19 protein-coding genes and 1 rRNA gene are annotated in these 23,041 nt (G+C 73.9%); 6 read left to right on the forward strand and 14 right to left on the reverse strand.

Annotated features, from left to right (window positions below):
- Window positions 1-516: 516 nt before the first annotated feature.
- Both ABZ576_RS24670 and ABZ576_RS24675 read left to right on the forward strand, forming a co-directional pair.
- Complete coding sequence (locus tag ABZ576_RS24670) at window positions 517-2,319, forward strand: glycoside hydrolase family 15 protein (protein ID WP_360744784.1); 1,803 nt, start codon at window positions 517-519, stop codon at window positions 2,317-2,319.
- A 96-nt stretch (window positions 2,320-2,415) separates the two neighbouring features.
- The gene (locus ABZ576_RS24675; RefSeq protein ID WP_360744723.1) at window positions 2,416-3,798 is read left to right on the forward strand and encodes an FAD-binding oxidoreductase; all 1,383 of its coding nucleotides are present in this window, start codon (window positions 2,416-2,418) and stop codon (window positions 3,796-3,798) included.
- Window positions 3,799-3,807: 9 nt separating this feature from the next.
- Here ABZ576_RS24675 and ABZ576_RS24680 read toward each other — a convergent pair whose 3' ends face one another.
- Entirely contained in the window at window positions 3,808-5,433 is a 1,626-nt protein-coding gene (locus ABZ576_RS24680) for an NAD(P)/FAD-dependent oxidoreductase (protein WP_360744726.1), read from the reverse strand.
- An 11-nt stretch (window positions 5,434-5,444) separates the two neighbouring features.
- Window positions 5,445-6,950: an APC family permease gene (locus tag ABZ576_RS24685; protein WP_360744729.1), complete on the reverse strand. Its 1,506-nt coding sequence runs from the start codon at window positions 6,948-6,950 to the stop codon at window positions 5,445-5,447.
- Between the two features lie 222 nt (window positions 6,951-7,172).
- Here ABZ576_RS24685 and ABZ576_RS24690 point away from each other — a divergent pair, with 222 nt between their 5' ends.
- Window positions 7,173-8,837: a PucR family transcriptional regulator gene (locus ABZ576_RS24690; protein ID WP_360744732.1), complete on the forward strand. Its 1,665-nt coding sequence runs from the start codon at window positions 7,173-7,175 to the stop codon at window positions 8,835-8,837.
- Window positions 8,838-8,865: 28 nt separating this feature from the next.
- Here the strand turns inward: ABZ576_RS24690 and ABZ576_RS24695 are convergent, their stop codons facing one another.
- From ABZ576_RS24695 to ABZ576_RS24720, 6 genes are all read right to left on the reverse strand, one after another.
- On the reverse strand, window positions 8,866-10,011 hold the full coding sequence (locus ABZ576_RS24695; protein WP_360744735.1) for a glycosyltransferase family 4 protein: 1,146 nt from the start codon (window positions 10,009-10,011) through the stop codon (window positions 8,866-8,868).
- A gap of 293 nt (window positions 10,012-10,304) precedes the next feature.
- Complete coding sequence (locus tag ABZ576_RS24700; RefSeq protein ID WP_360744739.1) at window positions 10,305-11,051, reverse strand: hypothetical protein; 747 nt, start codon at window positions 11,049-11,051, stop codon at window positions 10,305-10,307.
- A 37-nt stretch (window positions 11,052-11,088) separates the two neighbouring features.
- A complete protein-coding gene (gene recN, locus ABZ576_RS24705) occupies window positions 11,089-12,831 on the reverse strand; it encodes a DNA repair protein RecN (protein WP_360744742.1) in 1,743 nt (580 codons plus the stop codon).
- 39 nt (window positions 12,832-12,870) lie between these two features.
- Window positions 12,871-13,788: an NAD kinase gene (locus ABZ576_RS24710; RefSeq protein ID WP_360744745.1), complete on the reverse strand. Its 918-nt coding sequence runs from the start codon at window positions 13,786-13,788 to the stop codon at window positions 12,871-12,873.
- Window positions 13,785-14,600: a TlyA family RNA methyltransferase gene (locus ABZ576_RS24715; RefSeq protein WP_360744748.1), complete on the reverse strand. Its 816-nt coding sequence runs from the start codon at window positions 14,598-14,600 to the stop codon at window positions 13,785-13,787. The genes ABZ576_RS24710 and ABZ576_RS24715 overlap by 4 nt, the downstream gene beginning before the upstream one ends.
- 7 nt (window positions 14,601-14,607) lie before the next feature.
- Window positions 14,608-14,904: a hypothetical protein gene (locus ABZ576_RS24720; RefSeq protein ID WP_360744751.1), complete on the reverse strand. Its 297-nt coding sequence runs from the start codon at window positions 14,902-14,904 to the stop codon at window positions 14,608-14,610.
- 42 nt (window positions 14,905-14,946) lie between these two features.
- Here ABZ576_RS24720 and ABZ576_RS24725 point away from each other — a divergent pair, with 42 nt between their 5' ends.
- On the forward strand, window positions 14,947-15,294 hold the full coding sequence (locus ABZ576_RS24725) for an SCP2 sterol-binding domain-containing protein (protein WP_360744754.1): 348 nt from the start codon (window positions 14,947-14,949) through the stop codon (window positions 15,292-15,294).
- Here the strand turns inward: ABZ576_RS24725 and ABZ576_RS24730 are convergent.
- The 4 genes from ABZ576_RS24730 to ABZ576_RS24745 form a co-directional block, all read right to left on the reverse strand.
- Window positions 15,278-16,111 (reverse strand): ABC transporter ATP-binding protein, encoded by an 834-nt coding sequence (locus ABZ576_RS24730; RefSeq protein WP_360744757.1) that lies wholly within the window; start codon window positions 16,109-16,111, stop codon window positions 15,278-15,280. The two genes, ABZ576_RS24725 and ABZ576_RS24730, sit on opposite strands and share 17 nt — an antisense overlap.
- 35 nt (window positions 16,112-16,146) lie before the next feature.
- Window positions 16,147-17,160, reverse strand: a complete 1,014-nt coding sequence (locus tag ABZ576_RS24735) for an iron chelate uptake ABC transporter family permease subunit (protein ID WP_360744760.1) — start codon at window positions 17,158-17,160, stop codon at window positions 16,147-16,149.
- A 29-nt stretch (window positions 17,161-17,189) separates the two neighbouring features.
- Window positions 17,190-18,233, reverse strand: a complete 1,044-nt coding sequence (locus ABZ576_RS24740) for an iron chelate uptake ABC transporter family permease subunit (protein ID WP_360744763.1) — start codon at window positions 18,231-18,233, stop codon at window positions 17,190-17,192.
- Between the two features lie 82 nt (window positions 18,234-18,315).
- The gene (locus tag ABZ576_RS24745) at window positions 18,316-19,344 is read right to left on the reverse strand and encodes an HAD-IIA family hydrolase (protein ID WP_360744766.1); all 1,029 of its coding nucleotides are present in this window, start codon (window positions 19,342-19,344) and stop codon (window positions 18,316-18,318) included.
- Between the two features lie 74 nt (window positions 19,345-19,418).
- On the opposite strand from ABZ576_RS24745, the gene ABZ576_RS24750 reads away from it, so the two are divergent.
- Complete coding sequence (locus ABZ576_RS24750; protein ID WP_360744769.1) at window positions 19,419-20,702, forward strand: DUF1015 domain-containing protein; 1,284 nt, start codon at window positions 19,419-19,421, stop codon at window positions 20,700-20,702.
- A 134-nt stretch (window positions 20,703-20,836) separates the two neighbouring features.
- Here the strand turns inward: ABZ576_RS24750 and ABZ576_RS24755 are convergent, their stop codons facing one another.
- Complete coding sequence (locus ABZ576_RS24755; RefSeq protein ID WP_360744787.1) at window positions 20,837-21,574, reverse strand: hypothetical protein; 738 nt, start codon at window positions 21,572-21,574, stop codon at window positions 20,837-20,839.
- 57 nt (window positions 21,575-21,631) lie between these two features.
- Here ABZ576_RS24755 and ABZ576_RS24760 point away from each other — a divergent pair, with 57 nt between their 5' ends.
- Entirely contained in the window at window positions 21,632-22,924 is a 1,293-nt protein-coding gene (locus ABZ576_RS24760) for a hypothetical protein (protein ID WP_360744790.1), read from the forward strand.
- A 30-nt stretch (window positions 22,925-22,954) separates the two neighbouring features.
- Here ABZ576_RS24760 and rrf read toward each other — a convergent pair.
- A 5S ribosomal RNA gene (gene rrf / locus ABZ576_RS24765) occupies window positions 22,955-23,041 on the reverse strand; the annotation flags it as partial.

Genomic DNA, 23,041 nt, shown 5'->3' on the forward strand with positions numbered 1-23,041 from the left:
TTTCCGGGGGTGCCGTCGCTGCGGTTCGGGGGGCCCCTGTCGGTTTTCCCTGTCGGGGTGACTCCCACCGGTCCACGGGCTACCAGGGTATCAGCGCCTGGACGGGATGGCTTCCGGCCACGCTCCGCGCTCGGCCGGGCACAGCCGGACTCCACTGCGGTCACTCACGTCACATCCGGCACCACCGGGACACACGGCTCTCACCCGGCTCTCACCCGGCGCTCACTCGTTCGGCCCACACCGGTTGTCCGGAGCGGCACGCACATCATCTACGTGCGTCGTATCCTGCTCGGACACTCGCTGCCGAGCCCGGCCGGAACGACGGCACACCCCCGCTGCATCACCCGGAACAACGAGAGCGCGGCAGTTCGTTGAGCAAGGACTGTCGTTTTGCCTCAGGGCTCGGCGGGCTGCTTTGCTTCACCGCTCAACGACGCACAACAACGATCCCTTGACCGCACTAAGCGACAGCCCCCTGCGCGGGGGTGTGACGTGGCCGTTCGACTGGAGTTGCACGTGGCCGGGCGCATCGAAGACTACGCACTCATCGGAGACATGCAGACCGCGGCGCTGGTCTGCCGGGACGGCACGGTGGACTGGCTGTGCCTGCCCCGCTTCGACTCGCACGCCATCTTCGCCGGCCTGCTGGGCACCGAGGAACACGGGTTCTGGCGGCTCGGCCCGGCGCACGCCGCCGACGTGAAGCCGCCCGTGGCCGCCCGGCGCAGCTACCGCGGCGACTCGCTGATCCTGGAGTCGGAGTGGGACACCCCGCGCGGCACCGTGCGCGTGACCGATTTCATGCCGCCGCGTGACGGTGCCCCGCAGCTGATCCGGATCGTGGAGGGCGTCACCGGCCGGGTCCCCATGCGCTCCGCCCTGCGGATGCGGTTCTCCTACGGCCGGGTGGTGCCGTGGGTGCACAAGCACGAGGGCCGCACGGTGGCCGTGGCCGGGCCGGACTCGGTGTGGTTCGACACCGAGGCGGAGACCTACGGCAAGGCGCTCACGACGTACGCCGACTTCACCGTCTCCCCGGGCGAGCGGATCGTCTTCACCATCTCCTGGCAGCCCTCGCACAAGGAGCCGCCGCCGCTGCCGGAGCCGGAGACCTCGCTGGAGGCCACGGAGGACTTCTGGCGCGAGTGGGTCGAGCACTGTACGTACCACGGGCCGTACCGCGAGGCGGTGGTCCGCTCCCTGATCACCCTGAAGGCGCTGACGTACGCCCCCACGGGCGGCATCGTCGCCGCGCCCACCACCTCCCTGCCGGAGGACATCGGGGGCGTGCGCAACTGGGACTACCGCTACACCTGGCTGCGGGACGCGGCGATCACCCTGTCCTCGCTGCTGCGCACGGGGTACCGCGAGGAGGCCCGTGCCTGGCGCGAGTGGCTGCTGCGGGCGGTGGCCGGCGACCCGGAGAACCTCCAGATCATGTACGGCATCGCCGGCGAGCGGGAGCTGGGCGAGGCGGAACTGGACTGGCTGCCCGGCTACGAGAACTCCGCCCCGGTCCGGGTCGGCAACGGCGCCGCGCACCAGCTCCAGCTGGACGTCTACGGCGAGGTCACCGAGGCGCTGCACCTGGGTCACATGACCGGCCTGGCCCGCAACGACTACGCCTCGCTGCTCCAGCTGAAGCTGATCCGCTACCTGGAGGACCACTGGCAGGAGCCGGACGAGGGAATCTGGGAGGTGCGCGGCCCGCGCCGGCACTTCGTGCACTCCAAGGTCATGGCCTGGGTCGCCGTGGACCGCACGATCAAGCTGATCGAGTCCGGTGACGCCGACGGCCCGCTGGAGCGCTGGCGCGAGCTGCGGGACGACATCCACCGGGACGTGTGCGAGAAGGGCTACGACAAGGAGCGCAACACCTTCACCCAGTCCTACGGCTCGCAGGAGCTGGACGCCTCCCTGCTGCTCATCCCGCAGATGGGCTTCCTGCCGCCGGACGACAAGCGGGTGATCGGCACGATCGAGGCGATCCAGCGCGAGCTGTCCACCCCGGACGGGTTCATCCTGCGTTATCCGACGGAGGGCCAGGACGCGGGCGTCGACGGCCTGCCGGGTGACGAGGGCGCCTTCCTGGCCTGCTCGTTCTGGATGGCCGACGACCTGGCGATGATCGGCCGGGTGGACGAGGCCCGGAAGCTGTTCGAGAAGCTCCTCGGGCTGCGCAACGACCTCGGTCTGCTGGCCGAGGAATGGGACCCGCGGCTCAAGCGCCAGGTGGGCAACTTCCCCCAGGCGTTCAGCCACGTCCCGCTGATCGACACCGCCCTGCGGCTGACGGCGTCGGGCGCCTACGGGGGATAGCCGCTCCGTCCGCCCGCGGATCCGCGCCCCTCGGCGGGGGCGCGGATCCGCTCTAGGCTGAAGACGGACGGATGCCCCTGTACGGAAGGGGGCGGCATGGCTTCCCGATCCAAGGCGGGCGCGGCCCTCGCCGCGCTGCGCGAGGACCTGGTCGGCGCGGTCCACGCCCCGGGGGACGAGGGGTACGACGAAGCCCGTACGGTCTTCAACGCGATGATCGACAGGCGGCCGGCGGTGATCGCCCAGTGCGCGGACGCGACCGACGTGGTGCGGGCCGTGCGTTTCGGCAGGGAGCTGGACCTGCACATCGCGGTGCGCGGCGGCGGTCACGGCGTGGCCGGTACGGCGCTGGGCGACGGGGCGCTCGTGGTGGACCTGCGCCGGATGCACCGGGTGACGGTGGACCCGGTGGCCGAGGCGGTCCGGGTGGAGGGCGGTGCCACGGCGGGCCGGCTCGACCGGGCCACCCAGCCGTACGGGCTGGCGACGACCGGCGGGCGGGCCTCCACCGCCGGCGTGGGCGGCTTCGTCCTCGGCGGCGGCACCGGCTGGCTTGACCGGGCCTTCGGCCTCGCCGTCGACAATCTCCTGGGCGTCGAGCTGGTGACGGCGGACGCCGAGCGGGTGCGGGCGAGCGCCGAGGAGAACCCGGAGCTGTTCTGGGCGCTGCACGGCGGCGGCGGCAACTTCGGCATCGCGACCTCCCTCACCCTGCGGCTGCACGCGCTGCCGGAGTTCTCCGTCGTGCTGCTGCTGTTCCCGCCGGAGTCCGGCCCCGCCGCGGTCCGCGTCTTCCGCGAGGTCGTCGGCGGCGGGCCCGACGAGCTGGGCGGCGCGGTGCTGTACCTGACCGGTCCGCCGGCGCGGTTCGTACCGGATGCGCTGGTGGGCACGCTGCTGTGCGCGGTGCTGCTGACGTACGTGGGCGGCGAGGACGGTCTGCGCGAGCTGGCGGCGCCGCTGCTCGCGCTGCCGCACGAGGTGGAGCTGGCCGGTGACATCCCGTACGCCGACGCGCAGTGCATGTTCGACGTCCCGCCCGGGCTGCGGAACCACTGGTCGGCGGAGTGTCTGACCGGGCTGCCGGACGAGTCGGTGGACGTCTTCTGCGCCCGCGCGGGCGGCATGCCGGTGCCGGCCGGCACACGGTGCCTCCTGGTCCCGCAGGGCGGGGCGGTCGCCGCCGGCCCGCACGCGTACCCGGTGGCGTACCGGGACGCCCCCTGGGCCGTGCACCCGTTCGGGATCTGGGCGGACCCGGCCGGCGACGAGCGGACGGTCGACTGGGTGCGGGGCGTGCGCGCCGGTCTGCGGCCGTGGAGCTCGGGTGCCGTCTGTCTGAACCTCATCGGCGACGAGGGCCCCGAGCGGGTCCGGGCGGGCCTGGGCGCCGGGAACACCCTGCGCCTGGAGAAGGTGAAGCGGCGGTACGACCCCGACAACGTCTTCCGCTTCAACCACAACATCAGGCCCGTCTGACCCCGGCGGTCAGCGCAGCTTCGCGATCACCTCCTTCGCCGCCCGCTCGCCCTCGGTCGCGCCGCCCTCCATGAACCCCTGGAAGTCGTAGGAGCAGTGCTCCCCGCCGATGTGGACGTTGCCCTGGGCGGTGCCCTCGTAGCCCGCGTAGCGGTGCAGGTAGCCCACCGGCCAGTAGGAGTAGGCGCCCAGGGCGTAGGGGTTGAGGTGCCAGGCGGAGAGCTGGGCGCGGCCGGTGAAGGCCGCCGACGTGCCGGGGAAGAAGGCGTCGATGCCCTTGAGGTACCGGCCGGCGAGGTCGCGCACGTAGGGGTCGGTCTCGTCGGAGAAGGGGCCCGCCGGGGTCAGCGACTTCGCCCGGCTGCCGCCGCCGTACTGGATGAGGATGCCGCCCGTGCCCGGCTGGACCTTGGTGGTGTCCCAGGTCTGCTGGACCTCGGCGTCGGTGAAGCAGTCGCCCGCCGAGACGCCCGGCCAGGCGCCGGTGCCGCGCCAGGGCCGGCTGGTGAACTGCATGTTGAGCTTGGTGCAGTACCCCATGCGGGCGTCGCGCAGCAGGCTGGTCATGCGGCTGTCGAACCCGGCCCGGCTCAGGTCGAGCCGCTGGAGGACCGGCAGCGGGACGCACAGGACGGTGTGGTCGGCGGTGACGGTCCGGGTGCTGCCGCCCTCGCCGAAGGTCAGGGTCTGCGTGCCGTCGGCGTTGGCCCGCACCGCCTGCAGCGACCAGCCGTGCCGGATCGTTCCGCCGGGCAGAAAGTCCGCGATGGCGTGCGGGAGCCGGTCGTTGCCGCCGACGACGTGGTAGCGCTCGTTGGACAGGCCCCAGATGTTGAAGTCGCCGGGATTGGTCTGGTAGCCCATCAGCAGCACCAGGGCGAGCGAGGACTGGTCGGTGGTGTCGGCGCCGTACTCGACGTTGTAGGCGACGTCGAAGAGCCGGCCCAGCCGGGAGGTGTGGCCGCCGGGCACCCGGGTCTCGATCCAGTCGTACAGGGACATGTCGTCCAGGGCGGTGCCGGCCGGGGTGGTGCGGTTCCACCTGACCTCGCCGGCCGCCTGGAGATCGCCGTGCAGGGCCTGGTAGACGGCCTTGAAGTCCTCGTCGGCCTGCTCGCGCGGGTAGTAGCCGCCGTCGAACCAGAAGACCTCCTCGGCCCCGTTGGGACCGCCGCCGAGGAAGTCCTCCAGGGGCAGGGAGAAGCGGCGGCACAGCTCCTGCATCTTCTTGTGACCGGTGTCGATCAGCTCACCGCCGATCTCCGAGATCTGCCCCCAGGCCCAGTGGTCGCGCTGGGAGTACATCCGTCCCCCGACCCGGTCCGGGTGGGCCTCGTAGAGCGTGCAGGCGTAACCGGCGTCGTGCAGGGTGAGCGCGGCGGTGAGCCCGGCGATCCCGGCGCCGACGACGGCGATCCGGGGCGCGGTCGCGGCGGCGGTCCGCGCGGGGGCGGTCGCGGCGGCGGCCGGCGCCGGGGCGGTGGCGGCGGTCGCCGCGGCGGTGGCGAGGGCGCCCTTGAGGACGCTGCGGCGGCGGACCCGGCGGGCCTCGGCGACGGGCAGGCCGAGTCGCCGGGCGGCGGTGTGGTCGGCCGTGAGGGTACGCAGGGCGTGCATCAGCTGGGTACGGGACACGGTGCGGCTCCTCAGGCGTGGGCGGGGGATTCCTCGACGTCGTCCGTGCGCTCGGCCGCGTCCTCCAGGACGATCCGGCCGATGATCTCGTAGCGTTCCGGTCGCCGGGACCTCAGGTAGAGGCCGAGGCCGAGGCCGCCGAAGAAGACCAGCCCGACGACCCACGGGATGGCCTCGAAGAAGAGCGAGCCGGCCGCCGTACCGGCCGCGGTGTCCATGTTGACGACCAGCAGCACCACCACGGCGGTCATGCCGATCCCGCCGAGCAGCGGGGCGGTGAAGGTGCGGAACCAGTGCCGGTCCTCGGGGTGGTGGGTGCGGAAGTAGCCGATGACGGCGAACGAGCACAGCGTCTGCACGATGAGGATCGCCATCGTGCCGAGGATCGCCAGCAGCGTGTAGAGGTGGATGTAGGGGTCCTGGCCGGTCGCCCAGAAGGCGCCCACGAGGAGGACGGCGATGGCGGACTGCACGACGGACGCGAGGTGGGGCGAGCCGTGCCGCGGGTGGGTGCGGCCGAGGGCCGGGTGCAGGAAGCCCTCGCGGCCGATGGCGTACAGGTAGCGGGCCGCGCACTGGTGGAAGGCCATGCCGCAGGCGAAGGAGCCGGTGATGAGCAGCCACTGGAAGGCGTGCACGGCCCAGGACCCGATGAAGCTGCGCGCCGGGTCGAAGAACAGGTCGAGCGGGCTGGTGCCGGCGGAGACCTCGACCGAGCCCTTCAGGCCGTTGCCGGCGATGGTCATCCAGGAGACGTAGATGTAGAACAGGCCGACGCCGACCACGGAGACGAGGGTGGCGCGCGGGATGACCCGCTTGGGGTCGCGGGACTCCTCGCCGTACATGGCGGTCGACTCGAAGCCGACCCAGGACCAGAAGGCGAAGAAGAGGCCGAGGCCCGCGGAGGCGCCGGTGAAGGCGTTCTCGGGGTTGACGGGCTCGAGGGGGATGCCGTCCGGTCCGCCGCCGTGCAGCAGGACGGCGGTGGCCACCGCGAAGAGGACGGCGATCTCCGCGACCAGCATCACGCCGAGGGCCTTCGCGGTGAGGTTGATGTCGAAGTGGGCCAGTACGCCGGTGACCAGCAGCATGGCCGCCGCGTACAGGATCCACGGCAGGTCGGCGCCGAGCTGGTCGTGGACGGTGGTCCTCGCGAAGTAGGCGAAGACGCCGACGATGGACGCCTCGAAGACGATGTACGCCAGCACCGCGAGCAGTCCGGAGGCCATTCCGGCGATGCGGCCCAGGCCGTGCGAGATGTAGCCGTAGAAGGCGCCGGCCGCGGTGATGCGGCGGGCCATGGCGACGTAGCCGACGGAGAAGACGGTCAGCACGAGCGTCGCGAAGAGGTAGCCGGCCGGGGCGCCGGTCCCGTTGCCGAAGCCGACGGCGATCGGCAGGTTGCCGGTCATCGCGGTGATCGGCGCGGCGGTGGCCACGGCCATGAACACCACGCCCACCAGTCCGACGGAATTCGCCTTGAGGCGCTGCACTTCCCGCGTGGGTCTTTCTGTCATTTCCGCCCCTCTTCTTGTCCTGTGCAACGAAATCCGAAGATCAAACGGGGATTCCTGTGCGGATGCGACAGTGTTCCGAGAGAGTGACGTACGCCACAACAGACAGGCGGTCGGGTAATCCGGCGTCAGGCGCGACGCAGTGTCGCGCGGGGGGCCGGGTGATCGCCGTCGTGCGCGACGCGGAGATGTCGCCGGAACGTGCGCACCGGTAGCGTCCGCTGCATGGACAGCCGTACGGACCACCGATTCGACACCCAGGGCGCCGGCATCACCGTGCAGCGGGCGCTGGAGCTGCCCGGACTGCGCAGCGGGCTGCCGGAGATCCTCGCGGGTGCGGACCGGCTCGGCCGCGCCGTGCGCTGGGTGCACGCGGGCGAGGTGCCGAACATCGCGTCGCTGCTCAAGGGCGGGGAGCTGCTGCTCACCACCGGCTACGGCCTCGGCACCCGCCCGGCCGAGCAGCGGGCGTTCGTGCGGACCCTGGCCGAACGGGGGATCGCCGCCCTCGTGGTGGAGCTTGGCCCGAGGTTCGGCCGGCTGCCCGCCGCCCTGGTGGACACGGCCCGGGCGGCCGGTCTGCCGCTGGTCCAGCTGCACCGCGAGGTGCCGTTCGTGACGGTGACCGAGGAGATCCACACCGAGATCGTCAACGGCCACTACGCGCTGCTCCAGCGCGCGGAGGAGGTGCACCGGCGCTGCACCGAGGCCCTGCTGGCCGGCGGCGGGATCCCGCAGGTGCTGGGCATCCTGGCCGACTTCAGCGCCAACCCGGTGTTCCTGGAGACGGCCGACGGCCGGCTGCTGTACGCGGCGGGGGCCGGGCCGGAGGGCGCCGACCCGCTCCAGGTGTGGGAGGGGCTGCGCGGCCCGCACAAGGAGGCCCCGCCGCCCGCCGGTTCGGTGCTGGTGGACGTGCCCGGCGGCGGCCCCGGTACGGCGGGCTCGGTGCGCGCCCGCCTGGTGCTGCTGCCGGTCCGCTCCCCGCTGGCCCCGGTCCACCGGATCGCCGCCGAGCGGGCCGCGGGCATCCTGGCCGTGGTGCTGATGCAGGCCCGGCAGGAGGAGGAGCTGGCGGCGCGCGGGCGCGGCGACTTCCTCACCGACCTCGCCGAGGGCCGGATCGCGGCGGAGGACGCCCCGGCGCAGGCCCGGGTCCTCGGCTTCAAGCCCGGCGACGGCCCGCTGCTGCCCGTGGTGATGCGGATCGGGGACAGCCTCTCCCCCGGCGGGGGCTGGGCGGTGCTGGCCCGGGCGGTCTCCGAGGAACTGGCCGCGGTCGGGGTGCCGGTGCTGCTGGGCGTCCGGCCGGTGGAGGGCCGGGTGCCGGTGCTGCTGGGGCTGCGCTCGGAGTCGGAGCGGGCGGCGGTCGCGGACCGGGTGGCGGCGGCGCTGCGGGCGGGTGTGGAGCGCGCCGGTATGCGGCGGCCGGGCTCCCCGCCGCCGGTCGTGGTCGTCGGGGTGGCCGGCGGCTGGGCGGCCGCGTCGGCCGGGCTGCGGCACGCGGCGGAGACGGCGACGGCGGCGCAGGGCCTGACCGACCGCCCCTGGTACGACGCCCGCCGCCTGGACATCGACCTCCTTCTGTGGCGGCTGCGCGACCACCCGGACCTGGCGGCCTTCGTGGACCGCGCGATCGGCCCGCTGCGCGACCACGACCACCGGTCCAAGCCGCCGCTGCTGCCCACCCTGGAGACGTATCTGGCGCACGCCGGCCGCAAGGCGGAGACGGCCCGCGAACTGCACCTCAACCGGCAGACGCTGTACAACCGGCTGGCCCGCATCGGGGAACTGCTGGGCACCGACCTCGACGACCCGCAGACGGTCCTGGCCCTGAGCCTGGCCCTGCGCGCCCGCCGCCACGTGCCCCAGAGCCCGGCGCATCGGTGAGACACGCCCCTGGCAGGGGGCTCACCCCTCAGGGCAGCGGCCTGGGCTGGGTCAGCTCGTCGTAGACGCTGAGCACTTGGGCGACGGTCTCGTCCTCCGTCGGCCAACTCGCGGCCTGCCGCGTCCCGAGCTCGCGCAGCAGCGCGCACCGCTCGGGGTCCGCGAGCAGCCGTACGACGGTGTCGGCCAGGGCTCCCGGGTCGCCGTACGGGACGAGTTCCGCAGCGTCGCCGACGAGGTCCGGGATGCCGCCGACCCGGGTCGCGACGAGCGGCACGCCCGCGTGCAGGACCTCCTGGGCGAAGACCGACCGCGACTCCCAACTGCTCGTCAGCAGGGCGACGTCGGCGGCGGCGAGCAGCTCGGACACGTCCTCGCGGCGCCCGATGAGCCGCACCGGCAGCTCCTCGTCCTCGATCCGCCGCTGGAGCACCGGCCGCAGCGGCCCCTCCCCCGCGACGACCACCTGCGGCACGGGGTCCAGGTCCCGCCACGCACGGGCCGCGTCCAGCAGCAGTTCGTAGCCGCGCTGCCGGTCCAGGGAGCCGATCGCGAGGAGCAGGGGACGGCCGGTGGCACCGAGTTCGGCGCGGATCTTGGGCCGTAGCCGGTCGGGGTCCTCCAGGTCCGCCAGATCGCCGGTCCGGCGCCGGGCCGGCAGGGCGACGGCCGCGAGCCGGGCGTCCCGGGCGCCGGTGCGCCGGGCCCGGTGAACCAGGTCGGGGCTGGTGCCGAGGACCACGGCCGCCGTCTTCACCACCCGCCGCTCCAGCATCCGCAGCAGGTGCCCCCGCGGTCCCTCGGCGTGGGCGCGGTTGTGCCAGGTGACCACCAGCGGAGTGGTGCGGCCGCCGAGGGCGAGCACGGTCCGGAAGGAGGCGTGCAGCCCGTGGGCGTGCACCAGGTCGGCGTTGGCGCAGGCCGTCCGGAGCGCGGCGACGGAGACCGGGTCGCTGCTGCGCGGCACGTGCACGTGTTCGGCACCGGTGCCCGTGAAGTCGTAGGCGCGTTCCGCCTCCAGCGGGGCGCACACGGTGACCCGCACGCCCCTCGCCACGAGCCCCTCCGCCAGGGAGCGCACGTGCGCGCTGCTGCCGGCGTTGCCCCCGCCGAGCACCTGCACGGTGCGCAGCGGCGACTGGCCGTGCGGTGCGTTGCTGCTCACGGGGGTCACGGGGCCGGGGCTCCTGGTTCACGTGGGGCGGTCACGAGGAAACGTACAGAAGGTAGCGGGCCCAGGGGGGCTGGAGGACTCACCCCGCGCGCCTGCCGGGCGGACCGTCCGGACCCGCTGCCCGCCCCGTGTTCCCTGCCAAGCATGCCAGCCCGTACGGCCGTTCAGGGACATCCCGGAGGGCGCACCGTGCGGCGGGCCGGGGCAATGCGCCGGAGCACATCACCCACACGGGTGAGGCGAAGCCCGTCGGGGCCGAACGGTGCGGCAGGGCATACGACGAGGTCAGCCCGTCACAGCGTGCGCGCCCACGCGCTCACCCGGTCTCCGTACCGGGCCGCGGCCACCAATGCGACGGCGTGCGCGAGCAGCCCCGCGCGCCGGTTTCCCGCTACGGCGGCCGCCCCCAGCGCGGCACCGAGGGCGTGCGCCCCCGTGTCGCCGAGCATCGTGAGCTCCCCCAGGTCCTCCGGCAGCACGGCCGCGGCCGCCCCCGCCGCCGCGGCGGCCAGCCGCGCCCCGGGCCCCGTCCGCAGCAGCCCCGGCGCACCGAGCGCGAGCACCGCGCCGGCGGCCCGCCCGGGCCGTACGTCGACGAGGTTGACGAGATGGGCGGTGCCCGCGATCACGACCCCGGCGAGCAGCCGGTCGAGCGGCCGCTCCTTCATCAGCGCCCCCGCCGCCAGCCCCGCGGCCGATATCCCGAACAACTTCACGGTGCCACTGGTGACGTCGCCCTCGCGCAGCGCCCGCAGATGCGCCCGGAAGCCCCGGCGGTGGTCCCCGGCGACATCGTCGTACGCCCCGCAGCCGCCCGCGGCCAGCACCGCGAACCCGGCCGCCGGGTGCACCCGCCCCGCGGCGACCGCCGCCCCCAGCACCGCGGCGGGCCCGGCGTACAGCCCGACGGGCCGCCCCGCGTGGTTGGTCCGCTCCCAGCGCCGCCGGCCGCCGGGCGGCGCCGCGTGCAGCAGCGCCGCGCCGGCCCGGGTGAGCGCTGCGGACAACAGGAGGGAGCGGGACGTTCGCCTGACGGTCATCCCGCCACCCTAGGGGCGGGACATCCCCAGGGAACCGCTAAAGGTCCGCCCTGGCCGTCGCCAGCAGCTCCTCCGCGTGGGCGCGGGCCGTCTCGGAGTCCTCCTGGCCCGCGAGCATGCGGGAGAGCTCGCGGACGCGGTCCTCGCCCTCCAGGACCTTCACCCCGGAGCGGGTGACCGAGCCGTCGTCGGTCTTCTCCACCAGCAGCTGCCGGTCGGCGAACGCGGCGACCTGGGGCAGGTGGGTGACCACGACGACCTGCGCGGTCCTGGCGAGCTTCGCCAGGCGCCGGCCGATCTCGACCGCGGCCTTGCCGCCGACACCCGCGTCGACCTCGTCGAAGAGGTACGTCGGCACCGGGTCGGTGCCCGCGAACACCACCTCGACGGCCAGCATCACCCGGGACAGCTCACCGCCGGAGGCACCCTTGGCGATGGGCCGCGGCGGGGCGCCCGGGTGCGGGGCGAGCAGCAGCTCGACCTCGTCCACGCCGGACGGGCCGTAGGCCACCGGCCGCCCGCCGACCTCGACCCCCTCGGGGTCCTCGGTCTGCCGGATATCGAAGGAGACGCGCGCGTGGGGCATCGCCAGCGAGGCCAGCTCGGCGGTCACGGCGGCCGCGAACCGCTCGGCGGCCTCGGCCCGCGCGTCGGTCAGCGCCTGGGCCAGGCCGCCCAGTTCGGTGCGCAGCGCGTCCCGCTCGGCGGTCAGCTCCGCGATCCGCTCGTCGTCGCCGTCCAGCTCGGTCAGGCGCGCGGCGCTCTGCTCGGCCCAGGCGAGGACCGCGGTCACGTCCTCGCCGTACTTGCGGGTCAGCGCGGTCAGCGCGGCCCGGCGCTCCTCGACGGCGGCCAGCCGCAGCGGGTCGGCGTCGAGATCGTCGGCGTACCCCGCCAGCTCGCCCGCCACATCGCCGAGCAGGATGCTGATCTCCCCGATCCGGTCGGCGAGCGCGGCCAGCGCCGGGTCGTGCGCCCGCACGGCCTCCAGCGCCCGGTGGGCGCCCGCGACGAGCGTGGCCGCGTCGATCCCCTCGGGGTCCTCGGGATTGCCCGCGAGGGCGGCGTGCGCGGCCGTCGCGGCGGACGCCAGCGCCTCGGCGTGCCCCAGCCGCTCGGCCTCCTCGGCCAGCTCGACGTCCTCACCGGCCCGCGGCTCCACGGCGGCGACCTCGTCGAGGCCGTACCGCAGCATGTCGGCCTCCTGCGCCCGCTCACGCGCGCGCGTGGTGATCTCCTCCAGCTCGGCGGAGACGGCCCGCAGCCGCTTGTACGCCTCGGTGTACTTGGCGAGCGGCACGGCGACGGCGTCGCCCGCGTACCGGTCCAGTGCCTGCCGCTGCCGGGACAGCTTCAGCAGCCCCTGCTGATCGGTCTGCCCGTGCACGGCCACCAGGTCGTCGGCCAGCTCCGCGAGCAGCCCGACGGGGACGCTGCGCCCGCCCAGGTGGGCCCGGGAGCGGCCCTCGGCGGAGACGGTACGGCTGATCAGCAGGGCCCCGTCGTCCAGCTCGGCCCCGGCCTCCTCGGCGCGTACGACGGCGGGGGCGTGCGCGGGAACGGTGACCCGTCCCTCCACGACCGCCTTCTCCGCGCCGATCCGCACGAGCGCCGGGTCCGCCCGGCCGCCGAGCAGCAACCCCAGGCTGGTGACCACCATGGTCTTGCCCGCACCCGTCTCACCGGTGACCGCGGTGAACCCCGGCGACAGCTCGACGACCGCGTCGTCGATGACCCCGAGCGACCGTATCCGCATCTCCTCCAACACGGAACAGACCATACGAGGTCCGGGGCGGGGAGCGCACATGGCCCGCCCGTGTCACTCCGAGGAGTGGTGCGGCGCCCCCCGCCATCCCGTGGTGGGCAGCGCGAACTTCGCCACCAATCGGTCGGTGAAGGACGAATGGTGCAACCGGGCCAGCCGCACCGGCACCGCGCCGCGCCGCACCTCGACCCGCGCCCCGGGCGGCAGCTCCACGGTCCGCCGCCCGTCGCACCAGAGGACACCGGGCGGGATGTGCGGCAGCACCTCCACCGCGAGCACCGAGTCCGGGGAGGTCACGAGCGGCTTGGCGAACAGCGCGTGGGCGCTGATCGGCACCATCAGCAGCGCCTCGACCTCCGGCCACACCACCGGCCCGCCGGCCGAGAAGGCGTACGCCGTGGACCCGGTCGGCGTGGACAGCACCACGCCGTCGCAGCCGAACCCCGTCACCGGCCGCCCGTCGATCTCCAGCACGACTTCCAGCAGCTTCTCGGCGCCGGCCTTCTGCACGGCCGCCTCGTTCAGCGCCCAGTCGGTGTGCACGATGTCCCCGTTGCGGTGCACGACGACATCGACGGTCATCCGCTCCTCGACCTCGTACGACCGCGCCACCACCCGGTCGACCACCCGGTCGAGGTCGTCCCGCTCCGCCTCGGCGAGGAACCCGACACGGCCGAGGTTGACGCCGAGCATCGGCACCCCGGAGGCCCGCGCGAACTCCGCCCCGCGCAGCAGCGTGCCATCGCCGCCCAGCACGATCAGCAGCTCGCACCCGTCCAGGCACTGCGGAGTCGCCTCCTTGACGAGGACCACCTCGTCCGGCAGCGGCAGGTCGCGCGCCTCCTCCTCCAGCACCCGCACCCCGATGCCATGCCGCAGCAGGCCCTTGACGACGAGTTCCGCACTGCGGATCGCCGCGGGCCGCCCGGTGTGGGCGAGCAGGAAAACAGTACGCGCCAGGTTCTGTGTCAACGCGGCCCCTCCGCCACTGCACGGTCGACGTCGGCCGGGTCCACCTCGGGTGCCCCCGCCCGCAGCCAGAGAAAGTACTCGACGTTCCCCGAGGGCCCGGGCAGCGGACTCGCGGTGACGCCTCGCACCCCGAGCCCCAGCTCCCACGCCTTCTCGGCCACTCCCCGCACGGCCTCCGCCCGCAGCTGCGGACTCCGCACGACACCCCCGCTGCCGAGCCGCTCCTTCCCCACCTCGAACTGCGGCTTGACCATCATCACCAGGTCGGCGTCCGGCGTCACGCACCGCTTCAGGGCGGGCAGCACCAGCCCGAGCGGGATGAAGGACAGATCGCCCACGACAAGATCCACAGGTTCCCCATCGATCGCCTCAAGCGTCAACTCGCGTACGTTCGTACGATCCTTGACGGTGACGCGTTCATCGCTCTGCAGCGACCAGGCGAGCTGGCCGTAGCCGACGTCCACGGCGACGACCCGGGCGGCGCCCGCGCGCAGCAGGACGTCGGTGAAGCCGCCGGTGGACGCCCCGGCGTCCAGTGCCCGCCGGCCCTCGACGACCAGCCCCTGCGGCACGAAGACCGCGAGCGCGCCGGCCAGCTTGTGCCCGCCGCGGGAGACGTAGTCCGGGTCGCCCTCGTCGGCCTGGACGACGATCGCCGCCGCGGTCTCCACCTGGGTGGCCGGTTTGGTCGCGACGGTCTTGCCGACGGTGACCCGTCCGGCGGCGATCAGCTGGCTGGCGTGCTCGCGCGAGCGGGCGAGCTTCCGGCGGACCAGCTCCGCGTCGAGACGGCGGCGTGCGACTCCTGCCACGTTCGGTTCAGCTCCTGCTCTGGTGCGACGTCCGGGACGCCGGGTACGGAGGTGGGGGCACCGGAGGTCCCGGGCGGGCGTCGAGCGCGGTGAGCGCGTCGCGCAGCCCCCGGTGTACATCCTCGTACACCTCGACATGGCCGTCGGTGGCGAGGTGGTCGGCGTCGCCCAGCCGGGCGAGCCGGGCGTCGACCTCGGCGTTGCCGGTGGGGGTGCGCGGGACGTTCAGGGGGGCGGGGGCCGCGGGGTCGTACGCGGGCGCCGCCTCGGTGCCGTCCTGGGGCTCGGGCACGGACTCGCTCATGCCCAGACGCTACCCCGAACGGCTGGGGTACCGTCGTGGGCGATGGCCACGATCGAGGAGTGCCGCGCCGCACTGGGGAAGCTTTCGGACAACATGCAGGGCGCCGAGGGGGAGACCCGCGCGGCCGCCGCCCTGGACCGCTCGGTGAGCTGCCACATCACCGACCTGGACGTCACCTTCGCGGGCCGGATGACCGGCGGCCGGATCGAGGTGGACACGACCCGGCCCGGGCCGCCCCGCGAGAAGGCGCAGATCCGGCTCGCCATGGCCGGGGACGACCTGGTGGCCCTGGTGGACGGCGAGCTGAACTTCGCCACCGCCTGGGGCTCGGGCCGGGTACGGCTGGAGGCGAGCCTGCTGGACCTGTTCCGGCTCAGGAAACTGCTGTGACCCGCTCCGCGCGTGCCCTGCGGGCCGCCGGCACCACCAGCGGGGTCCCCGTCTCCGGGTCGTCGATGACCTGGCAGCGCAGCCCGAAGACCTCTTCCACCAGCTCGGCGGTGACGATGTCGTTCGGGGCACCCTCGGCGATCACCCGGCCGCCGCGCAGCGCGATGAGGTGCGTGGCGTAACGGGCCGCGTGGTTGAGGTCGTGCAGGACGGCGACGAGCGTGCGGCCCTGCGTCTCGTGCAGTTCGGCGCACAGGTCGAGGACGTCGATCTGGTGCTGGATGTCCAGGTAGGTGGTGGGCTCGTCGAGCAGGAGCAGCGGGGTCTGCTGGGCCAGAGCCATGGCGATCCACACCCGCTGCCGCTGGCCGCCGGACAGCTCGTCCACGTACCGCTCCGCCAGCTCGGCGACCCCGGTCTGCCGCATCGACTCCCGCACGACCCGCTCGTCCTCGTCCGACCACTGCCGCAGCAGGCCCTGGTGCGGGTAGCGGCCCCGCCCGACGAGGTCGGCGACCGTGATGCCGTCGGGCGCGACGGACGACTGCGGCAGCAGGCCCAGGGTCCGCGCGACCTTCTTGGCGGGCATGGACTGGATGGTCTGCCCGTCCAGCAGGACCCGGCCGCGGCTGGGCTTGAGCATCCGTGACAGCGCCCGCAGCAGCGTGGACTTGCCGCACGCGTTCGGACCGACGATCACCGTGAAGGAGTTGTCGGGGATCTCCACCGACAGCTGCTCGGCGATGACGCGCTGGTCGTAGGAGAGGGTGACGTTCTCGGCGGACAGGCGGTTCACTGTGCTCCTCGTGGTGTTCATGGTCGTGCCCCCCGTCTGCGGGCCCTGCGCGCGCCTCATATCCGGCCCGCCCGGCGCTCGGTGGCCAGCAGCCACAGCAGGTACGCGCCGCCGAGGACGCCGGTGACCACGCCGACGGCCAGCTGGTCGGCGCCGAAGAGGCGCTGGGAGGCCCAGTCGGCGGCGACCAGCAGGGTGGCGCCCATGCAGAGGGAGGGCACCAGGTTCGGCCCCGGCGAGCGGGTCAGGCGGCGGGCGAGCTGCGGCGCGGTCAGCGCGACGAAGCTGACGGGCCCCGCGGCGGCCGTGGCGGCGGCGGTGAGCAGGACGGAGGAGACCACCAGCACGAGCCGGACGCGCTGGACGCGCACCCCGAGCGCGTTCGAGATGTCGTCGCCCATCTCCATCATCCGCAGGCCGCGCGCATTGGCGAGGACGAGCGGGACGAGAACGGCGCACAGCGCGAGCAGCGGCCAGACCTGCTGCCAGTCGCGGCCGCTCAGCGATCCGGTCATCCACACCACCGCGCGGGCCGCGTCGACCAGGTCGGCCTTGGTGAGCAGGTAGCCGTTGACCGCCGTGGCGACGGCGTTGACGCCGATGCCGACCAGCACCAGCCGGTACCCGTGCACACCGCGCTTCCAGGCGAGCACGTAGATGGCGACGCCGGTCACCAGGCCGCCGACGAGGGCGCCCATGGTGACCTGGAAGGCGCTGCCCGACATCAGCACGATCACGGACAGCGCCCCGGCCGTCGACCCCTGCGAGAGGCCGAGCATGTCCGGGCTGCCGAGCGGGTTGCGGGAGACGGACTGGAAGAGGGCGCCGCCCAGGCCGAGCGAGGCACCGACCAGCAGACCGACCAGGACGCGCGGCAGCCGGAGTTCGTTGACGATGAAGTCCTGGTAGGCGGTGCCGTTCCCGGCGAGCGTCCGCAGCACGTCGGCCGCCGGGATGTTCGCCTCCCCGGTGCCGATCAGCGCGACGCCGGCGGCACCGGCGGTGGCCAGCAGCGCGACGACCACGACGAGGGCACGCGGGTCCAGGCGCAGGGAGAGACCGCCGGGCATGCGTACGGCACGGCTCCTGGAGTGAGTCTTCACAGCTGGGCCGTCCTCCGCCGTCGTACGAGAAAGATGAAGACCGGGCCGCCGATGACCGCGGTGACGATGCCGACCTGGAGCTCCGCCGGGCGGGTCGCCACCCGGCCTATGACGTCGGCGCCGAGCAGCAGCACGGGCGCCAACACCGTCGCGTACGGCAGGATCCAGCGCAGGTCGGGGCCGGTGAACGAGCGCACGACGTGCGGCACCATCAGGCCGACGAAGACGATCGGACCGCAGGCGGCGGTCGCGGCACCGCTCAGCACCACGGCGGCCAGCATGGCCAGCGCCCGGGTGCGGTTGAGGTTCGCGCCGAGGGCGCGGGCGGTGTCGTCGCCCAGCTCCACGGCGTTCAGCGGCCGGGCCAGCACGAGCGCGAGGACCGTGCCGGCCGCGAGGAACGGCAGCACCTGCATGATGGTCGCGTCGGAGGCCGAGGCCAGCGAACCCACCGTCCAGAAGCGCATGCGGCCCAGCGCCGCGCCGTCCGTGATCATCACGGCCTGCAGATAGCCGTACAGCGCCGCGCTGACCGCCGTGCCGGCGAGGGCGAGCCGGACCGGGGTGGCTCCCCGGCTGCCGCCCAGGAACCACACCAGCGCGCCCACCGCCGCGGCGCCGGCGAACGCGAACCACACGTAGCCGCTGAGGCTGGTGACACCGAAGAAGGTGATGGCCGTCACGACGGCGGCGGAGGCGCCCGCGTTGATGCCGAGCAGCCCGGGGTCGGCCAGCGGGTTGCGGGTCAGCGCCTGGAGCACCGCGCCGGAGAGACCGAGCGCGGCACCGGTCAGCAGCCCGAGCACCGTGCGCGAGAGCCGCGCGTCCACGACCACGTCACCGTAGGTCCCGGAGTCGTGGAACAGACCGTGCCAGACTTGGTCCAGCGACAGCGCTTTCGCTCCGATCGCGATGCTCGCCAGAGCGACGAGCAGCAGGAGCAGGACCGAGAGCAGGAGCCCAAAGGCTCGCGCCGCCCGGCGGGTTGGGGGCGCGGGGGCGGTCTCCGCGCGCTGTTCCGGAGGACTGTCGACCAACACGAGGTTAGGTTAGCCTACCCTCGCATTCGATCACGATCCCCGGTTGCCGTGAGCTTCCCGCCCCCGCCGTGCCGAGGATCCGTCAGAGACCGAGCCTGGCCAGCGCCTTGCCCCCGTCCAGCGCGCACGCGTCGTCTCCGGCCGCCGTCCAGGCCGCCGCGCACAGCGCCCGCAGCCCGTCCAGCGCCTCACCGTCGCCCGCCAGCTCCAACCGGTCCGCGCCGGCCGACGCCGTCCACCCGCCGCACCGGAAACCCTCACCCTCACGGGTGATATCCGGCTGCCCGGTGAGCATGCCGCGCAGATCGGCGTCCACGTACGTCGGCCGGTGCCGCGGCGGCGCGGCGAGCAGCTGCGCCCCGTCGGTGACGCCGGTGAGCACCAGCAGCGAGTCGACCCCGCCGTTGAACGCGCCCTCGATGTCCGTGTCCAGCCGGTCCCCGACCACCAGCGGGCGCTCGGCACCGGTCCGGATGATCGTCTCCCGGTGCATCGGGGGCAGCGGCTTGCCCGCGACCTGCGGTTCGGCGCCGGTCGCGATCCGGACGACCTCCACGGCCGCCCCGTTGCCCGGCGCGATGCCCCGCCCGCTGGGAATCGTCAGATCGGTGTTGGACGCGAACCACGGCACCCCGCGCCGGACGGCGTACGACGCCTCCGCGAACCGGCCCCAGGGCAACTCGGGACCGCCGTACCCCTGCACGACCGCCGCCGGGTCGTCGTCCGCCGACTCCACCGGCGTCAGACCGCGCTCGCGCAGCGCCACCCGCAGCCCCTCACCGCCGACCACCAGCACCCGCGCCCCGGCCGGCACCTGCTCGCTGATCAGCCGCGCCACCGCCTGCGCCGAGGTGATGACGTCCTCCGCCCCCGTCGGTATGCCCAGCTCCGTCAGGTGCGCGGCCACCGCGTCCGGGGTGCGCAGCGCGTTGTTGGTGACGTACGCGAGACGCATACCGCCCGTCCGTGCCGCCGCCAGCGAGTCGACCGCGTGCGCGATCGCGTTCCCGCCCGCGTACACCACCCCGTCCAGGTCGAGCAGCGCCGTGTCGTACGCCTCGCTCAGGGGCCGCCCACTGCTCTTCGGCCTCGTCCTGACGCCCTGGCTCATGTCCGCATCGCTCCTCGCTCACTCGCTTTTCCCCCGATCATCCCGCATGCCACTGACACACGTACGATGCCGGGATGAACACAGCAGGTCACCAGGAGGCAACCGAGCGCCGCGGTCTGGAACTCACCCCGTTCCGGGGCCTCCGTTACGACCCGGACCGGGTCGGCAGCCTCGCCTCCGTCACGTCACCTCCCTACGACGTCGTCGTACGGCCCGACGGTCTGCACCACCTCCAGTCGGCCGACCCGTACAACATCGTCCGGCTGATCCTGCCCCAGGCCGGCACGCCGAGCGCCGGCACCGAGCAGGCGGCCGACACGCTGCGCCGCTGGCTGGACGAGGGCGTCCTCACCGCCGACCCGGAGCCCGGCCTGTACGTGTACGAGCAGCGGGACGGTGACGGCATGATCCAGCGCGGGATCATCGGCACCCTGCGGGTCTCGGAACCGGCGGAGGGCGTGGTGCTGCCGCACGAGGACGTCATGCCGCCCGTGGTCGCCGACCGCGCGGCCCTGATGCGGGCCACCCGCGCGAACCTGGAGCCGCTCCTGCTGACCTACCGGGGCGACGGCGCTGCGGCCGAGGTGGTCGAGCGCACCGCGGAGCGCCCGCCGCTGCTGGCCACGACGACCGAGGACGGTTTCCTGCACCGCCTGTGGTCGGTCACCGACCCCGAGGACCTCGCCCTCGTCCAGGGCGACCTCGCCGGCCGCCAGGCCCTGATCGCCGACGGCCACCACCGCTGGGCCACCTACCGGCGGCTGCGCGCGGAGCACCCCTCCCCCAGCCCCTGGGACTACGGTCTGGTGCTGCTGGTCGACACCGTCCGCTATCCCCTGCGCGTCCGCGCCATCCACCGGCTGCTGCACAGCCTGCGGGTCCCCGACGCGCTGTCGGCGGTGGACGGTCTGTTCCGGGTACGACGCCTCGACCTGCCGCTGTCCGAGGCCATGGCGGCGCTGGCGGACGCCTGCTGCGCGGGCAACGCCTTCCTGCTGGCCGGCGACGGCGCCTTCCACCTGCTGGACCGCCCGGACCCGCAGCTGCTGGCCCGCACGATCCCGGCGGACCGGCCGGCCGCCTGGCGCTCGCTGGACGCCACGGTGCTGCACGCCACGCTCCTGGAGCACGTGTGGCACATCCCCGAGGACTCCTCGGCCCACATCGCCTACATCCACGACACGGCGGCGACCGTCGAGAAGGCGGAGCGCGACGGCTCCACGGCCGTCCTGATGCACCCGGTCCGCGAGGAGGTCGTACGCGACCTGGCCCGGCAGGGCGTGACGATGCCCCGCAAGTCGACGTCCTTCGGCCCGAAGCCGGCGTCCGGGCTGGTACTGCGGGCGCTGGAGATCTGAGCCGGCCGACGGCTCGGGATGCGGCCACCACGGTGAGGCGGAGGGGGCCACCGCCGGCGAGAAGCGGCCACGACGACGAAGAGGGCGGGCTCCCAGGGGAGCCCGCCCTCTTCGTCTGCCGTCACCGACCGGCGTCAGTCCTCGTCCCCGTCCTCCGGGGCGTCCTTCTCCGCCGGCTCGTCGGCCGCGTCCTCGGCCAGGGCGTCGACGAACTCGACACCGTCCAGCTCGGCGAGCCGGTCGGAGGCGTCCGTGCTGCCGTCCCGGTCCGCCTCGACGGCCTTCGCGAACCACTCCCGTGCCTCGCCCTCCCGGCCGGCGGCCAGCAGGGCGTCGGCGTACGCGTACCGCAGGCGCGCGGTCCACGGCTGCACCGAGTTGGAGGCCAGCTCGGGGCTCTGGAGCGTCACGATGGCCGCGTCCAGCTGATCCATGTCCCGCCGGGCACCGGCGGCGACCAGCCGCATCTCGACCTGGCCGGCCTTGTCCAGCTTGTGCACCTCCGGGGCGCCTGCCATGTCCAGCGCCTTCTCCGGCCGCCCGAGCCCGCGCTCGCAGTCGGCCATCACCGGCCACAGCTCCACGCTGCCGGTCATCCGCCGGGCGGCCCGGAACTCGGCGAGGGCTTCGGCGTACTTCTGGTTGGCGTACGCGGCGAACCCGGCGGCCTCGCGGACGGCGGCCACGCGGGACGCCAGGCGCAGGGCCACCTTGGAGTAGCCGTAGGCGCCCTCGGGGTCCTCGTCGATCAGCCGGGCGACCATCACCAGGTTCCTGGCGACGTCCTCCGCGAGCGTCTTGGGCAGGCTCTGCAGCTCCTGCCGGACGTCCTTGTCGATCTCGTCGCCGGTGACGTCCTCCGGGATGGGCAGCCGCTTGATCGGCTCCCGGTCCCGGTCGCGGTCGTCACGGAAGCGGCCACCACCGCGGTGGTCGTCCCGGCCGTCGCGCCCGCGGAAGCCACCGGGCCGGCCGCCCCGGTCGTCCCTGCGGGGCCCACGGGCCCCCCGGTCGTCACGGCCCCGGAAACCACCGCGCTCGCCCCGGCTGTCGTCCCGCCGGAACCCGCCACGGTCGTCACCACGCCGGTCGTCGCGCCGGAAACCACCGCGGTCGTCGTCACGGCGGTCGTCACGGCGGAAACCACCACGGTCGTCACGCTGGTCGTCGCGGCGGAAGCCACCGCGGTCGTCGTCGCGGCGGTCGTCGCGGCGGAACCCGCCACGGTCGTCGCCCCGGCGGTCGTCACGCCGGTCGTCACGGCGGTCGTCGCGGCGGAAGCCACCGCGGTCGTCACGCTGGTCGTCACGACGGGCGAAGCCACCGCGCTGGTCGTCACGCCGGCCGTAGCCGGGGCGGTCGTCGTCGCGACGGAAGGACGGGCGGTCACCGCGGTCGTCGCGGCGGTCGTCGCGACGGAACCCGCCACGGTCGTCGCCCCGACGGTCATCCCGGCGGTCGTCGCGGCGGTCGTCCCGGCGGAATGCCGGGCGCCCGCCCCGGTCGCCCTCTCGGCGGTAGCCGCCGCCACGGCTGTCGTCGCGCCGGTCGTCGCGGCGGAAGCCACCGCGGTCGTCACGCTGGTCGTCACGACGGGCGAAGCCACCGCGCTGGTCGTCGCGGCGGTCGTCGCGACGGAACCCGCCACGGTCGTCGCCCCGACGCTCGTCGCGACGGTCGTCACGGCGGTCGTCACGGCGGGCGAAGCCACCGCGCTGGTCGTCACGCCGGCCGTAGCCGGGGCGGTCGTCACCGCGGCGGAAGGACGGACGGTCGCCCCGGTCACCGCGGTCGTCACGGCGGAACCCGCCACGGTCGTCGCCCCGACGGTCATCCCGGCGGTCGTCGCGGCGGTCGGACCCGCCGCGGTTGTCGTCACGGCGGTCGTCGCGGCGGAACCCGCCGCGGTCACCACGGTCGCGGTCGTCGCGCTGGAACCCCGGGCGCGAACCGCGCTCACCCTCGCGTCGGTAGCCGCCGCCACCGCGGCGGTCGTCACGGCGGTCGTCGCGACGGCCGTACCCACCACGGTCGTTGTCACGCCGGTCGTTGTCACGGCGGTCGTTGTCACGGCGGAAGCCACCGCGGTCGCCACGGTCACCACTGTCCCGTCGCCGCTGGTCGCGCTCCGGTCGGTCGTCGGGAGAGTTGGTGGACATGGTGACTCCTGTCTTCGGTACCACAAGCATTGTAAAAACAAAAGGACCCCTGGTCCCAGCTGAACGCTGGTGACCAGGGGTCCTCCAAAGATTGTTCGGCGGCGTCCTACTCTCCCACAGGGTCCCCCCTGCAGTACCATCGGCGCTGTGAGGCTTAGCTTCCGGGTTCGGTATGTAACC

Origin of the sequence: Streptomyces sp. NPDC013455, assembly GCF_040632975.1 — a bacterium.
GTDB lineage: Bacteria > Actinomycetota > Actinomycetes > Streptomycetales > Streptomycetaceae > Streptomyces.

What these genes read in the sequence shown, in the direction of transcription:
- ABZ576_RS24720 (WP_360744751.1), bottom strand. Translation starts at nt 14,904, where the DNA reads ATGAGCGAGTCCGTGCCCGAGCCCCAGGACGGCACCGAGGCGGCGCCC.
- recN (WP_360744742.1), bottom strand. Translation starts at nt 12,831, where the DNA reads ATGGTCTGTTCCGTGTTGGAGGAGATGCGGATACGGTCGCTCGGGGTC.
- ABZ576_RS24745 (WP_360744766.1), bottom strand. Translation starts at nt 19,344, where the DNA reads ATGAGCCAGGGCGTCAGGACGAGGCCGAAGAGCAGTGGGCGGCCCCTG.
- ABZ576_RS24730 (WP_360744757.1), bottom strand. Translation starts at nt 16,111, where the DNA reads ATGAACACCACGAGGAGCACAGTGAACCGCCTGTCCGCCGAGAACGTC.
- ABZ576_RS24685 (WP_360744729.1), bottom strand. Translation starts at nt 6,950, where the DNA reads ATGACAGAAAGACCCACGCGGGAAGTGCAGCGCCTCAAGGCGAATTCC.
- ABZ576_RS24690 (WP_360744732.1), top strand. Translation starts at nt 7,173, where the DNA reads ATGGACAGCCGTACGGACCACCGATTCGACACCCAGGGCGCCGGCATC.
- ABZ576_RS24675 (WP_360744723.1), top strand. Translation starts at nt 2,416, where the DNA reads ATGGCTTCCCGATCCAAGGCGGGCGCGGCCCTCGCCGCGCTGCGCGAG.
- ABZ576_RS24700 (WP_360744739.1), bottom strand. Translation starts at nt 11,051, where the DNA reads ATGACCGTCAGGCGAACGTCCCGCTCCCTCCTGTTGTCCGCAGCGCTC.
- ABZ576_RS24725 (WP_360744754.1), top strand. Translation starts at nt 14,947, where the DNA reads ATGGCCACGATCGAGGAGTGCCGCGCCGCACTGGGGAAGCTTTCGGAC.
- ABZ576_RS24750 (WP_360744769.1), top strand. Translation starts at nt 19,419, where the DNA reads ATGAACACAGCAGGTCACCAGGAGGCAACCGAGCGCCGCGGTCTGGAA.
- ABZ576_RS24735 (WP_360744760.1), bottom strand. Translation starts at nt 17,160, where the DNA reads ATGCCCGGCGGTCTCTCCCTGCGCCTGGACCCGCGTGCCCTCGTCGTG.